Here is a 13705-nt window from a genome sequence, read left to right on the forward strand (position 1 = left end):
AATCAGGACAGGAAAATCTTAAGATCATCCCGTTAAGCAATACCCACTTTTTAATAGTGGGTATTTCCGCAGTGTAAGTATCACCGGTAAATGTCGGATAAGGCGCAACGCGCCTTATCCGAGGTGACTTATCAGAACGACGCTTTAATACCAATCATCGCCGAGGTGTCGCTGTAGCCTTTGTCACCGACCTGCTGGCCGACGTTGCCCCACAGGGAGACGTTCTTCGTCAGTTGGCCTTCCACACCGGCCTTCAGCTCGCCGATATTGCGGGTGCCGTCCAGATCCACGTTGTCACCGTTCATCGACACGCCGAACTCCTTGCTGTTGTGGATCCAGTTCGCTTCGACAAACGGCTGGAAGGTGCGGTCTTTACCGTCATCCAGTTTATTGTGGCCCTTGCCGAACAGACGCACGCCAATGCGGGTCTGCACGTTACCGTCACCGTGACCTTCCACGCGGGTGCCGTTGGCTTCGCGGTGTTCGTCCGCCTTCACGCCCATCCAGGTGACCTGCGCTTTCGGCTGGATATACAGCGCGTTACGCTCGCTGATGTCCGCCAGCTTCCAGGTGTAGCCGGATTCCACCGACGCGGTGAAGCCTTTTGAGTCGTACTCTTCGGATTCGACGCCGCGACCGGAAACGGTGTTGTCAAACCAGCTGTACTGCGCCCAGGTATCGACATACGCGCCTTCGTGGGTGGCGTTATCCTGCAGCCAGGTGCCGTACAGACCGACGCTGTAACCGCTGATGCGGCTGTCGGCGCGGTTGCCGTTACGCTGGTTTTCCGCCCGAGCCTTCTGGTTGGCATAGCCCGCCATCAGACCAAGGTGGAAACGGTCGGTGTTGTCGGAAGACCACTGAGCGATGTCGCCGCCAAGCTGCATCACATAGCGGTTGGCCTGCATCTCCAGCTGGCCGCTGCCGTCCTGCTGGCGGGTGTGACCGCCGACGTTGCGCAGCCACAGGCTGGTCACCGCTTTCTCGCCGGTCAGCACGTCGACGTAATGGGTTTCGCCCAGGCGGTCGTGCAGACGGGTGTTAAACATCGTGTTCGCCGCCTGCAGGTTCATACCGTACAAACCGGCTTCCGGACGCACCGCGTTTTCGCGCGGGGTCGGGGATGGCCTCTGCGGTTCCGGTTGTGCTGGTGGTGCCACCGGATCGACAGGGTCCAGAGGGTCTACAGGGTCTATGGGATCTACCGGATCGACAGGGTCTACGGGATCAACCGGATCTGGTTCGGGTTCCGGCTGCGGGTCCGGCGTCAGGCCGCTGGTCAGATACCAGTTCTTGTCGTTCTGGCCTTCACCGCGCGCCAGAGTGTAGTCATACGCCCCCGCCACGATACGTCCGCTTTGTTTGAACTCGCCGTCAGAATTTCCGGCCACGCTGATAAGCTCAATACCGTCGGTGGTCAGCCCACCTGCGCCGCCTGCGTTCACCACCGTCACATTGGTGGCGCCGGAAGTGTTGCCGTTAACGATCATCCGGTCAGTCTGAGAACTGTCATCGCCCAGTTGCGTGCGCATGATGATAGTGCCGTTATTGCCCGCGTAATCGCCGTCTACCGTCAGGGTTTTAAACGGCACCGTTTCGCGCGTCAGATTACGGCTACTCGCCATAGCCGGAGCAAAGTTCAGCGTCGCGTCATTCAGCGTCAGGTTAGTGACGCTGGAAGAATCGGTCATATCCCAGCGGCTGCTGCTGCCGTTAAACGCCAGATCGATCACCCCGTCAGAGACTTTCTTCGTGCTGCCGTAGAGATACGAGTTGTCGCCGGTTTTAATGTTAACGACATGTCCGCGTTCGGAGTGAATGTCGCCCCACGCCATAAACTTATTGTTGTTGCTGATATCGACAGAACCGTAAATGGCGAGCAGATCGCCTTTCGCGCTCGCCAGCCCTTGCTGGCTGCCCAGCGTAACGTCGCCGAGAATGCGCGCGTTGGCGCTGCGTAACAGTTCAACCCGATCCCCGCCCTGCGTCTGTACGTTTAGCGTGTTGAGCACAATGTCCTTCGCGTTCACGCCCTGGAGGCCGTACATATTGGTGCTTTCACCGCCGGTGAGCGAAATATCCACGTCGTTTATTCTCACGCTGGACTCTTCGCTGCCGTGAAACAGGGCGCCAATCACGCTGGCGTTGCCGGGCGCCGTTGCCTTGATAGTCAGATTATTCATCGTCAAATCAGAGACTTCGCCGAGGAATGAAAGGCCGGTATTTAAGCCAAATTTATATTCGTCTACCGTATTGGTGACGTTAATATTCACGTCATTAAAATTGATCTTATTTTCTCTGCCGGGTCTGGCCGTGGTCTCATAGTGATCTTCGAGAACCAACCCTTTCACCCCATCAACGGCCGCGTTGGTGTTGATACGGATGTTGGTGTCGCCTTCAAAATCACCATGGCTGCCCACGTTCATCCCTTCCAGATAGACTGCGGAAGTGGACTGCAAATCGACGTTGACATCGCCGGTAACCTTCGTGCTCAGGCCGCGGAACTCCAGCGCTTCAACGGTCGTGGTACCCACTTCGCTGGGGGACTTGCTGTCAGCATAGTTGACGGTCAGGTTGTCCAGCGCGATGGTTGAATCCCGATATGACGTGATGGCGGAGGCCATAATGCTTGACGATACCGTCACCGGGTCGGTAATCGTCATATCAATACGGGTGTCGCCCGTAAGAACCACATTCCCGCTGTTGTCGGCAGAAATGCCAATCGTCGGAACGCCGGTCTGGGTGATAGAGAGATCTTCGGCTTTGAAGGTGCCGCCATAGACCCGAACCGCATCAGCGACGGAGCTGGAGAGCGTCTTATAGCCAATAGTGGAGCCTTTACCGAAATCCAGCATACCACCGCTGACATACACGCTGGCGCCGGTGTTGCCTTCTGGACTGACCATATCAATTTTACCGTTAACCGTAACGCTGGCGTCACTTGCCGATACGCCGATATATTCCATGGCGGCGCCATCGGCGATAGTTAACGTGCGATCAGCTACAGGCGTGCGGCTATCAATAACGATGCGTTCGCCTTCAGCGTAAACCGGAAGCGAAGCGGCAGACAAAATTGAACTTAATAATAAGGCGATTTTACTGGGTTTAAATAAATAAAAAGACATCACAGGTTTCATAATTAAAAAGTACTCCGTTACCTGACGAGCCATATTTTCCAGGCAAATATTCCCATTTGCCTGTACGACATAAATACGTGAGGGATAGTGACTTAAAAGATGGTTGCCAGCAGCAACCGTTTCGATAGGGCTATTTTCGCGGCTGAATGAGGGGATCTCAAATGAAATAACCTTAACTCCACCTCAGACAGCAAATCTGAAATCATAAATATAAGCAGAGCTAAATTCTTTAAATAATCTTAAATTAAGAATTAAAAACCAGAAAAGTAAGAAAAGATCATTTCTTAAATCTCAAAGAAGAAATAACGCTTCTGCCCCTCCTCCCTTTAAGACTTTTCGTTATATGGCGATAAACTGCGGAAGATGCTTTTTTATTTATGGCAAAAATAAACCGGCGCCTTTAGCACCGGTTTGAAAATAAAGGTTTTATTGTTATTCAGGCATGGCTTATCGGTTTTTGCTCCGTCTTCTGCTGGGCATTTTCCAGCATCCGGCGTACCGGTACAATCAACACTATTAATACGGCGGCGCAAATCAACAAGGCGATGGAACAACGGGCGAAGAGGTCCGGCAACATATCCAGTTGGTCGGCTTTTACATGACCGCCGATCAGTCCCGCCGCCAGGTTACCCAGCGCGCTGGCGCAGAACCACAGTCCCATCATCTGTCCGCGCATTCTTTCCGGCGCCAGCAGCGTCATGGTCGCCAGACCGATCGGACTCAGGCACAGCTCGCCCAGGGTCAGCATCAGGATACTGCCGACCAGCCAGAACGGCGACACGCCCGCCCCACCGTTGTTCAGCACGTTTTGCGCCGCCATCATCATCAGGCCAAAGCCCGCTGCCGCGCAGAGAATACCAATCACAAACTTGGTGATACTGCCCGGACGTACATTTTTACGCGCCAGCGCAGGCCACGCCCAGCTGAATACCGGCGCCAGCAGGATGATAAACAGGGCGTTGATCGACTGGAACCAGACTGCCGGGATCTCAAAATCGCCCACCATACGGTTGGTGTAGTCGTTAGCAAACAGGTTAAACGAGGTTGGTTTTTGCTCAAACGCCGACCAGAAGAAAGCGGCGGAAACCAGCAAAATAAAGCAGACCAGCAGTCTCGCGCGTTCTTTGCGGGTCAGTCCGGCAAAGACAAACAGATAAATAAAGTACAGCGCCACGGAGGCGGCAATGACGTACACCAGCATGCTGGCGACCGCCACCGGATTGATAACGATCACCCCTTGCGCGATCAGCATCACAATAATAGCGACGCCCACCGCCAGTGCGATCAGCCACGCGCCCACGCCGTTTTTCTTCGCCACCGGACTGTTCCAGGTGGAGTCCAGGCCAACTTCCCTGTCATAGCGTTTCATGGCCGGAACGGCAAACACGCGGAAGATGATCAGCGCCACCAGCATCCCGATCCCGCCGATACCAAAGCCCCAGTGCCAGCCGTGGGTTTTAATCAGCCAGCCGGAGATCAGCGGGGCGATAAACGACCCCATGTTGATGCCCATGTAGAACAGCGAAAAGCCACCGTCACGCCGCGCATCACCTTTTTTGTACAGGGTTCCGACCATCACTGAGATACAGGTCTTGAACAGGCCAGAGCCCAACACGATAAACATCAGGCCGATAAAGAACAGGTTATCGCCCATCCAGGCGGAGAGCGCGATAGACAGATGACCCAGCGCGATCAGAATCGAGCCATACCATACCGCCCGCTGCTGGCCGAGCCAGTTGTCCGCCAGCCAGCCGCCCGGTAACGCGGCCAGATACATCGTCCCGGCAAAAATCCCAACGATAGCGGAGGCATTTTCGCGCGCCAGTCCCATGCCGCCTTCGTACACCGTCGCCGCCATAAACAGAATTAATAATGGACGAATGCCGTAAAAGGAAAAACGTTCCCACATTTCAGTGAAGAACAAGGCGCCCAACGGATAAGGATGGCCGAAGAACGTTCGGCTTTCGTTTTTATTAACAGAGGAATGCATAATTTCTCCCGAAAGGGTGTGTCGTTTTGCTTGTAGACACTGAATTGCCGCCGGTCCTGAGAATAGTCAGGCCGATCATTACATTCAGCGAAATATTATTTAACCATTTGATAACCATGCGGCAGTTTTGTCTAGTGCCGAAGGGGGGACTTTAAGGCAAAAACTCGACAATCGTCTAGTTTTATAGATTTTCTGTTGGCAAAAACGGAAATGTGATTGACTTCCCTTTATCGCTTCTCGCTGCGTGGCTCCCCTCTCTGTTTTAAGACTAATCCCAGCGCCAGTGCCGACTATGCTTAATGTTTAAAAAACGTCCTTAGCGATTCAAACACGTTTTTCATTTTCCTTTTTTACCGACCGGAGGCCTGGCATGAGCAACCTAGGCAATAACCAGGGTGAGAATCATCTGCCCGTAACGTCGCCACCTGAAATCGTCCCCATCACCCTGAATGTCAACGGCAAGCCGCAGCAGTTGCACGTGGATACCCGCACCACCCTGCTGGATGCGCTGCGTGAGCATCTGCATCTGACCGGCAGCAAAAAAGGCTGCGATCATGGGCAGTGCGGCGCCTGTACCGTGCTGCTGAACGGTCGTCGCATCAACGCCTGTCTGACTCTGGCGGTGATGCACCAGGACGCCGCAATCACCACCATTGAAGGGTTGGGCACGCCCGACGCGCTGCATCCTGTGCAGGCCGCTTTTGTGCAACATGACGGCTACCAGTGCGGCTACTGTACGCCGGGTCAGATTTGCTCTTCCGTCGCGATGTTGCAGGAGATCGAAGAGGGGATCCCCAGCCACGTTACGCTGGATCTGGTCTCGCCGCCGGAAATGACCGCGAACGAAATTCGTGAACGGATGAGCGGCAATATCTGCCGCTGCGGGGCATACAGCAATATCCTTGCCGCCATAGAAGATGCCGCCGGGGAACTGAAACCATGAAAGCCTTTACCTACGAGAAAGCGGCAACGCCCGCAGACGCGGCCTCCAGCGCCCGCCGTCATGGCAATGCGAAATTCATTGCGGGCGGCACGAATCTGCTCGATCTGATGAAGCTGGAAATTGAAACGCCCACCCACCTGATCGATGTGAACGGTCTGGATCTGGATCAGATTGAGGCCAGCGCCGACGGCGGCCTGCGGATTGGCGCGCTGGTGCGCAATACCGATCTGGCGGCCGACGAGCGTATTCGCCGTGACTACGCGGTGCTTTCCCGCGCCCTGCTGGCTGGCGCGTCGGGTCAGTTGCGTAATCAGGCCACGACGGCGGGAAACCTGCTGCAGCGCACGCGATGCCCCTATTTTTATGATACCCACCAGCCCTGCAATAAACGCTCGCCGGGCAGTGGATGCGCCGCGCTTGGCGGATTCAGCCGTCAGCATGCCGTGGTTGGCGTCAGCGACGCCTGCATCGCCACCCACCCCAGCGATATGGCCGTGGCGATGCGCCTGCTTGACGCGGTTGTCGAGACGGTGAACCCGGACGGCAACGAGCGCCGTATTCCCGTCGCTGATTTTTATCGCGCCCCGGGCGACACGCCGCATCTCGAAAATGTCTTACAGCCAGGCGAGTTTATCGTTGCCGTTACCCTTCCCCCTCCCGTGGGTGGGACGCATATTTATCGTAAGGTGCGCGATCGCGCCTCATATGCGTTCGCGCTGGTCTCGGTTGCCGCCATTGTGCAGCCAGACGGCACCGGACGCGTGGCGCTCGGCGGTGTCGCGCACAAGCCCTGGCGAAAGGCGGAAGCCGACGCACAACTGCCGCACGGCGCGCAGGCGGTGTATGACGCGCTGTTTGCCGACGCGCATCCCACGGCGGAAAACGCATTCAAGCTGATCCTGGCGAAGCGGACGCTCGCCTCAGTGCTGACAGAAGCGGGGGCATAAGCGATGAAATTTGAAAAACCAGCAGGAACCAATCCTGTCGATCGGATGCGCGTAGTGGGTCAACCGCACGATCGTATTGATGGCCCCAAAAAAACCACCGGTACCGCCCCTTACGCCTATGAATGGCATGATATCGCACCGGATGTGGCGTACGGCTATATCGTTGACGCCGCGATCGCGAAAGGCCGTATTATTTCGATGAATACCCAGCCCGCGCTGAACGCGCCGGGGGTATTCGCGGTGGTGACCGCAGAAAACGCCGGTCCACTCGGCAAGGGCGAGCGTAACGCCGCCTCGCTACTGGGCGGACCGGACATTGAGCATTACCAGCAGGCGGTAGCGCTGGTCGTGGCGGAGACCTTCGAGCAGGCGCGCGCGGCGGCCTCTCTGGTCCAGGTTGAGTACCAGCGCGAGCCGGGCGCATACGATCTGGCAAAAGAGAAGCCGTCGGTCACCACCCCGCCGGAGGATCAGCCCGATCAGGACGTCGGCGATTTCGCCACCGCATGGGCAACGGCGGCGGTGAAGCTGGACGCGATCTATACCACGCCTGACCAGAGCCATATGGCGATGGAGCCTCACGCCTCAATGGCCGTCTGGGAAGGCGACAAACTGACCCTCTGGACGTCAAACCAAATGATTAACTGGGCGCATACCGATCTGGCCGAAACGCTGAACATCCCGCAGGAAAATATCCGCGTGATCTCGCCTTATATTGGCGGCGGCTTTGGCGGCAAGCTGTTCCTGCGCAGCGATGCCCTGCTGGCGGCGCTGGGGGCGCGAGCGGTGAAGCGCCCGGTCAAAGTCATGCTGCCCCGCCCGCTGATCCCGAACAACACCACCCACCGTCCGGCAACCATCCAGCATATTCGCATCGGCACCGATCGCGACGGTAAAATCAGCGCTATCGCCCATGACAGCTGGTCCGGCAACCTGCGCGACGGCACACCGGAAACGGCCGTAAATCAGACCCGGTTTCTCTATGCAGGCGCGCATCGTCATACCGGTTTGCGCCTCGCCAGGCTCGATCTGCCGGAAGGCAACGCCATGCGCGCGCCCGGAGAAACGCCGGGGTTGATGGCGCTGGAGATCGCGATCGACGAGATGGCGATCAAGGCAGGCATGGATCCGGTTGAATTTCGCATTCTTAACGACACGCAGGTGGATCCGGCCAACCCGGATCGCCCTTTCTCGCGCCGTCAGTTGATCGCCTGTTTGCGCACCGGCGCTGAGCGCTTCGGCTGGCAACAACGTCACGCCACGCCGGGAGAGGTCCGCGAAGGCAACTGGCTGATCGGCATGGGCATGGCGGCGGGTTTTCGCGATAACCTTGTCGCCCCTTCCGGCGCGCGGGTGGCGCTGGACGCCAGCGGTACGCTGACCGTTGAAACAGACATGACCGACATCGGCACCGGCAGCTACACCATCATCGCCCAGACGGCGGCGGAGATGCTCGGCCTGCCGCTGGAAAGCGTCGACGTCAGGCTGGGCGACTCCGCCTTCCCCATTTCCGCCGGTTCCGGTGGACAGTGGGGCGCCAATACCTCCACCGCAGGCGTATACGCCGCCTGCGTCAAGCTACGGGGATCCATCGCCAAAAAACTGGGCTTCAACCCCGAGACGGCGGTATTTGAAGCAGGAGAAATCTGCGGCGACGGACGCCGGGTTTCGCTTCGCGAGGCGACAGCAGACGGTGCGCTGAGTGCGGAAGATAAGATCGAGTTTGGCGATTTAGCGGAGAAATACCAGCAGTCCACCTTTGCAGGCCACTTTGTGGAAGTTGGCGTTGACGCCGCGACCGGCGAGATCCGGGTACGCCGGATGCTGGCGGTGTGCGCCGCGGGCCGCATTCTGAATCCGAAGACCGCCCGCAGCCAGGTGATTGGCGCCATGACCATGGGGATTGGCGCCGCGCTGATGGAAGAGCTGGCGGTGGACACGCGGCAGGGTTATTTCGTTAACCACGATCTGGCGGCGTACGAAGTGCCGGTACATGCTGATATCCCTGAGCAGGAGGTGATTTTCCTGGATGACACCGACCCGATCTCCTCGCCAATGAAAGCGAAAGGCGTCGGCGAGCTGGGGCTTTGCGGCGTCAGCGCGGCTATCGCTAACGCGGTCTATAACGCCACGGGCGTACGGGTGCGGGATTATCCGGTCAGACTGGATTCGTTGCTCAGTGAGCTGCCGGATGTGGTGTAAGGAGAGTGTATGCAGCAATCGCTTATCGGCCTGACGGACGCGCCGTGCAGGACGCCTCAGGCTGCCTTTCTGACCGATGATAGCCGGGATATTTTACGCTTTGCGCTGGAGGCGTTAGCGAACGGTATGGGGGCGGCGCTGGTGACGCTGGTCGACATCCGCGGCGGCGCGGCGCGTCCGCTGGGGGCGCAGATGACCGTACGCGAGGACGGACAGTATTGCGGCTTTGTTTCCGGTGGGTGTGTGGAAGGGGCGGTCGCCTTTGAAGCGATGGAGGCGATCCGCTGCGCTCAGGATCGCACTGTGCGCTACGGTGAAGGCTCGCCGTGGTTCGACATTGTGCTTCCCTGCGGCGGAGGGATTACCCTCAACATTCATACGCTGCGCTCGGCACAGCCGCTGCACGAAGTCTTGCATCAGCTTGAACGCCGCCAGCCCGTGACGTTGCGCTACTGCCCGACCTCACAAACGTTAGCCGTTCAGCCTGGTTACAGCAAAACACGCTGGCGCAACGGCGAATTTGCGCTGGGCTTTCGCCCCTGCGTGCGGGTCATGATATTTGGTCGCTCCGTAGAGGCGCAGACCACCGCGCTGCTCGCCGAAGCGGCAGGCTACGATGTGCAGCTTTGCGCCGACGCCACGCTTTTCCCGCCACCGGATGCCGATACGGCGGTACTTTTGCTCTGGCACGATCTTGACCGCGAATTTCCCGTTTTGCAGGCGGCGCTGGCGGCAAAGCCGTTTTATATCGGCGCACTGGGCAGTTACCGCACGCACCAGAAACGGGTTGCCCGACTTTGCGCACACGGCTGGCGACAGAAGGATATCGCCCGCATCAACGCGCCTGTGGGCATTTTTCCCAAAGCGCGCGATGCCCGCTCGCTGGCACTGTCAGTGCTGGCGGACGTGGCGGCGACGCGGCTGAAAAGCGAAGCATCCTGATGTCGCCGCCGGTGGTGATTGTTCTGGCGGGCGGAAAAGGCGAACGCTTTACCAGGGCTGGCGCCTCCGGGCATAAGCTGGATGCGCGGATTGGCGCGGATTCAGTGCTCGGGCATGTGCTCCGGGCGGTTGACGATGCCGGGTTGCGCTGGCACCTTGTCCGGCCCGCTGGCGGAACAAGCGGCATGGGGGTATCCATTACGCAGGGGGTTCGCGCGACGGCTGAGGCGAGTGGATGGTTGCTCCTGCCTGCGGATTTACCGTTGATTCGTCCTGCGTCGCTGCAAGCTGTCGCGGCGGGGTTAGCGCAATATTCGGTGGTCGTGCCCTGGTATCGTCAGCAGCATGGGCATCCGGTCGGGTTTGGACGTCGTTGGCTACCGCAGCTGCTGGCGCTGTCTGGCGACACGGGCGCGAAGGCCATCGTGCATACTGCGCGTACGGAAAACGAGGTCTACGATCTGGCGCTGGACGATGCGGGCATCACGTTTGATATCGACACCCCCGACGATTTGCGGGCGGCCCGCCTGCATAGTCATACAGAACGGCGGTAACAGGGAACGCGCGCATCCTGCGTCGGGCCGTTATAGTCCGGCTGTTACATGGCCTGACCTTCACGCTGGATGCTCACAATACCCCTGTGACCTTATCTTTTATTTTCCTTGCCTGCCACACGGTATGCCGGAATAAGCCGCAACGAATTAACCCGGTCGCATAGCAATGCTGCACTACGGCCTGGATGTTTTATTCGTTGTTTAAAAATAAACAATCTTTCTCTATAGCATTCGTAGCCAGTCTGGATAATTGCGTTGACTTTCTTGCCAGGCCAACAGAGATGAAAAGATTATCCCGAAATGTTTTGTTTATGACTTTATTTACGCTCACCGCCTGCAGCGCGACGGGAGCAGATAAGATTGAACCAATCCGACAGATGCAAATTCCGCTTGTGCAACCGAACGATAGCGCGGCGAAAATACCTTTATCGCAGCTTGCTTCGTTGTACCAGTACAATCATCAGCATATCTCTACGCTGTCGGCGTCGATAAAAACGCGTTATTTGCAGGAAGTGAAACCGAAAGAGATATTTGAACACGATAATGACGTGCAGCGCGTTTACGCAGCGTTATCGAAACTGGAAGAGTTGCAGATGATGAATGAACATTACTTTACGGAGAGAAATGAGACGGGGTTACGCAAAATTGAAAACGCCCTGTCTCCGCTTATTCGTGGATAAAAAAAACCGACACGTCGTGTGTCGGTTTTTTTCATTTACGTGTCGCTGATTTCCACAACCACCCGGCGGTCCGGTGACAGACAGTTAATCAGTGTCTGCCCTTGCTTGCCGTCACACTGTGCGCCGGTGACGGATTCGCTTTCGCCACGACCCTCGGCGCGAATATTTTGCGCCGGGATCCCCAGCGTCATCAGCGCGTCGGCCACCGTCTGCGCGCGGCGGGCGGAGAGTTCCTGATTATACCCCTCGCTGCCAGTACGATCGCTGTACCCTACTACTACGGTGGATTTATCTTTCGCAGGCTGCAGACCCGGGCTGTTATAAAGCTGACGAATGGCTGACTGGCCTTCCGCAGTCAACGTTGCCGAGTTGTAGTCAAACATCACGTCAGATTTCAGGTTGAAATGCCGCGGTTCCGGCGCGGGTGCGGGCGCGACAACCGGGACCGTCACGGCAGGCGCATCATCGTGTTGACCAAAGCGGTAGGTTACGCCGGCTGTCACGGAACTGACGTCACTGCTTACGCCAATCTGGTTGGCGTTGCCGACGTTGCTGACCCACTGGTATTCGACACGGCCAGCCCAGCTTTTATTGAAGGCGTATTCCGTACCGACGGCCGCCAGTGGACGCACGCCAGTTTCAAAACGGTTATGCCCGCTGACGTCAGACTCCGCGCGATAGCCCATCGCCCCTGCACGGCCATAGACATCCCAGTTATTCGTGACGGCATAGCTGGCTTTCAGAGACATTTGCAGACCCTGCGCCTTCAGTTTTGCCCCCGAGCCACCGTGCTGACCGGCGATCTGCATATTGCCTAAGTAGTCGTAACCGCCTTCCACCGCCAGCCACGGGGTGATTTGATAGCCGGTGTAAATCCCTCCGCCGACGTTATCACGATCGATATTAAAATGATTCGAGTCATTATTATTTTCGACCGCTTTGGCACCGGTTTTCGCATCAAAATAATGTGACCAGCCAAATTTTGCGCCGCCGTACCAGGTGCCCGCGTCCGCTGCCGCGAAGGCAGATGTAGCGCTGAACGCATTCGCGACAATTAAAGCTATTACTGTCTTTTTCATGTATTTCCCGTTTACCTGAACCTGAGTTAGATTCGTTTGCAAAGTGACTCAGTGGGCAAACGATATAACGAAAGTCGCAACGGGTTAATTCGTTTTCTGTTTAATTTTAAATTTTAAAAACTCTCGGGAAGATGACCCAGTTCAAGCAGATACCCCCCGCGCTTGAAGGTGATATATTTCCCCTGTTTGAGCGCAGAGAGGACGTTCAGTATACTGCTGCGCGATAAAAGCGTGCGATCCTGAATATAGTCAAGAATGGTGGTACGCATACGCGTTTCTTCAGGCAATAATATCATTTCATGCAGATGGTTACGTATTACCGAATAGGTACGTTGCTGCACGATCTGCGCATCGCGATATATCAGATATGCCGTATGGTAAGAGAGCAACGCCGCCACGTCTTCCCAGACGCCCTCCTGACGAAAGCGCGCCGCCGCCAATTGCGCATCAACACGCAGTACGGTGGAGACAGATTCTGCCCGCAATATATGACCTTGTGTCGGCTGTATCATTTCTGCGATTCCGAACAGATGCGGTTCGTAAACCGTAACGATCAAAAGACCATCCGAAGCGCGAAGAATGGACAGTTCGCCCTCCAGCAGTAAATACATCTGCTGGCGGCCTTTATAAGTCCAGGTCATCCGTTTTCGCGGTGCGATGGTCAGTTTTTCTGCGACCGGCTCAATGATCGCCGTCAGGCGGGCGATGGATTCCTCGGGGCGAACGGGAGGTAAAACAAGCATGACGGATCCTTATCACTGAAAAGTGATGTCAGTATAGTCCAGTCGGGACGCGCAATAAGATAGTCAAAAACGTATTCATGCTTCGTTGTAAAAAGTCAGGGGAAAGAAATGACTGCCGGGATGACTGCCCTGCGTGATTATCTAACCCTACAGGAATTTATTTTCCTGATGAGCATAAATGTTGTTTATTTTTAAATTTCGGACGCGTTACGCCGGGTAAATTGCTGTTCGATGATACGGTTTCCCCACTGGTCGCCCCGCCACTCTTTTTCAAGCCTGAAGCCAAACGATTCATACAGCCGACGCGCCGCCGTCAGCTTATTAAAGGTCCATAAATGTACCGTATGGAAGCCTTTCTCATCACAAAACCGCATGGCTTCAGCCAACAGTCTTCGCCCGATGCCATGCCCCCGGCAGCCATCATCCAGAATGAACCAGCGCAGGTGCGCCTCCCCTTCCTGTAAATCTTCACCGTCAATACGCCCATG

General features: G+C 56.6%; 10 protein-coding genes and 1 pseudogene. 6 read left to right on the forward strand and 5 right to left on the reverse strand.

Annotation, left to right across the window (positions count from 1 at the left end):
• Positions 1–131: 131 nt before the first annotated feature.
• Complete coding sequence (locus JY391_RS17085) at positions 132–3125, reverse strand: autotransporter outer membrane beta-barrel domain-containing protein (RefSeq protein WP_229264066.1); 2994 nt, start codon at positions 3123–3125, stop codon at positions 132–134.
• Between the two features lie 448 nt (positions 3126–3573).
• Positions 3574–5127, reverse strand: a complete 1554-nt coding sequence (locus JY391_RS17090) for a peptide MFS transporter (protein WP_211934713.1) — start codon at positions 5125–5127, stop codon at positions 3574–3576.
• Between the two features lie 370 nt (positions 5128–5497).
• On the opposite strand from JY391_RS17090, the gene paoA reads away from it, so the two are divergent.
• The 6 genes from paoA to JY391_RS17120 all read left to right on the forward strand — a co-directional run bounded on the left by paoA (position 5498) and on the right by JY391_RS17120 (position 11395).
• A complete protein-coding gene (paoA, locus tag JY391_RS17095; RefSeq protein ID WP_211934714.1) occupies positions 5498–6070 on the forward strand; it encodes an aldehyde dehydrogenase iron-sulfur subunit PaoA in 573 nt (190 codons plus the stop codon).
• Positions 6067–7017 (forward strand): FAD binding domain-containing protein, encoded by a 951-nt coding sequence (locus JY391_RS17100; protein ID WP_060571145.1) that lies wholly within the window; start codon positions 6067–6069, stop codon positions 7015–7017. The genes paoA and JY391_RS17100 overlap by 4 nt, the downstream gene beginning before the upstream one ends.
• 3 nt (positions 7018–7020) lie before the next feature.
• Positions 7021–9219 carry an aldehyde oxidoreductase molybdenum-binding subunit PaoC gene (gene paoC / locus JY391_RS17105; protein WP_211934715.1) on the forward strand — a complete coding sequence of 733 codons (2199 nt, stop codon included), beginning with the start codon at positions 7021–7023 and terminating at the stop codon, positions 9217–9219.
• A gap of 9 nt (positions 9220–9228) precedes the next feature.
• Positions 9229–10161, forward strand: coding sequence for an XdhC family protein (locus tag JY391_RS17110; protein ID WP_211934716.1), 933 nt, complete (start codon positions 9229–9231; stop codon positions 10159–10161).
• Entirely contained in the window at positions 10161–10715 is a 555-nt protein-coding gene (locus tag JY391_RS17115) for a nucleotidyltransferase family protein (RefSeq protein ID WP_374197221.1), read from the forward strand. The genes JY391_RS17110 and JY391_RS17115 overlap by 1 nt, the downstream gene beginning before the upstream one ends.
• 311 nt (positions 10716–11026) lie before the next feature.
• Positions 11027–11395 (forward strand): KPN_03583 family lipoprotein, encoded by a 369-nt coding sequence (locus JY391_RS17120; RefSeq protein WP_060571141.1) that lies wholly within the window; start codon positions 11027–11029, stop codon positions 11393–11395.
• Positions 11396–11430: 35 nt separating this feature from the next.
• On the opposite strand, the gene ompA is transcribed toward JY391_RS17120, so the two are convergent.
• The 3 genes and pseudogenes from ompA to JY391_RS17135 form a co-directional block, all read right to left on the reverse strand.
• Entirely contained in the window at positions 11431–12474 is a 1044-nt protein-coding gene (ompA, locus tag JY391_RS17125; protein WP_211934717.1) for a porin OmpA, read from the reverse strand.
• 113 nt (positions 12475–12587) lie between these two features.
• Complete coding sequence (locus JY391_RS17130) at positions 12588–13217, reverse strand: helix-turn-helix domain-containing protein (protein WP_211934718.1); 630 nt, start codon at positions 13215–13217, stop codon at positions 12588–12590.
• Positions 13218–13408: 191 nt separating this feature from the next.
• A pseudogene (locus JY391_RS17135) lies at positions 13409–13696 on the reverse strand (GNAT family N-acetyltransferase); the annotation flags it as partial.
• Positions 13697–13705 lie beyond the last annotated feature (9 nt).

Origin of the sequence: Citrobacter sedlakii (assembly GCF_018128425.1) — a bacterium.
GTDB lineage: Bacteria > Pseudomonadota > Gammaproteobacteria > Enterobacterales > Enterobacteriaceae > Citrobacter_A > Citrobacter_A sedlakii.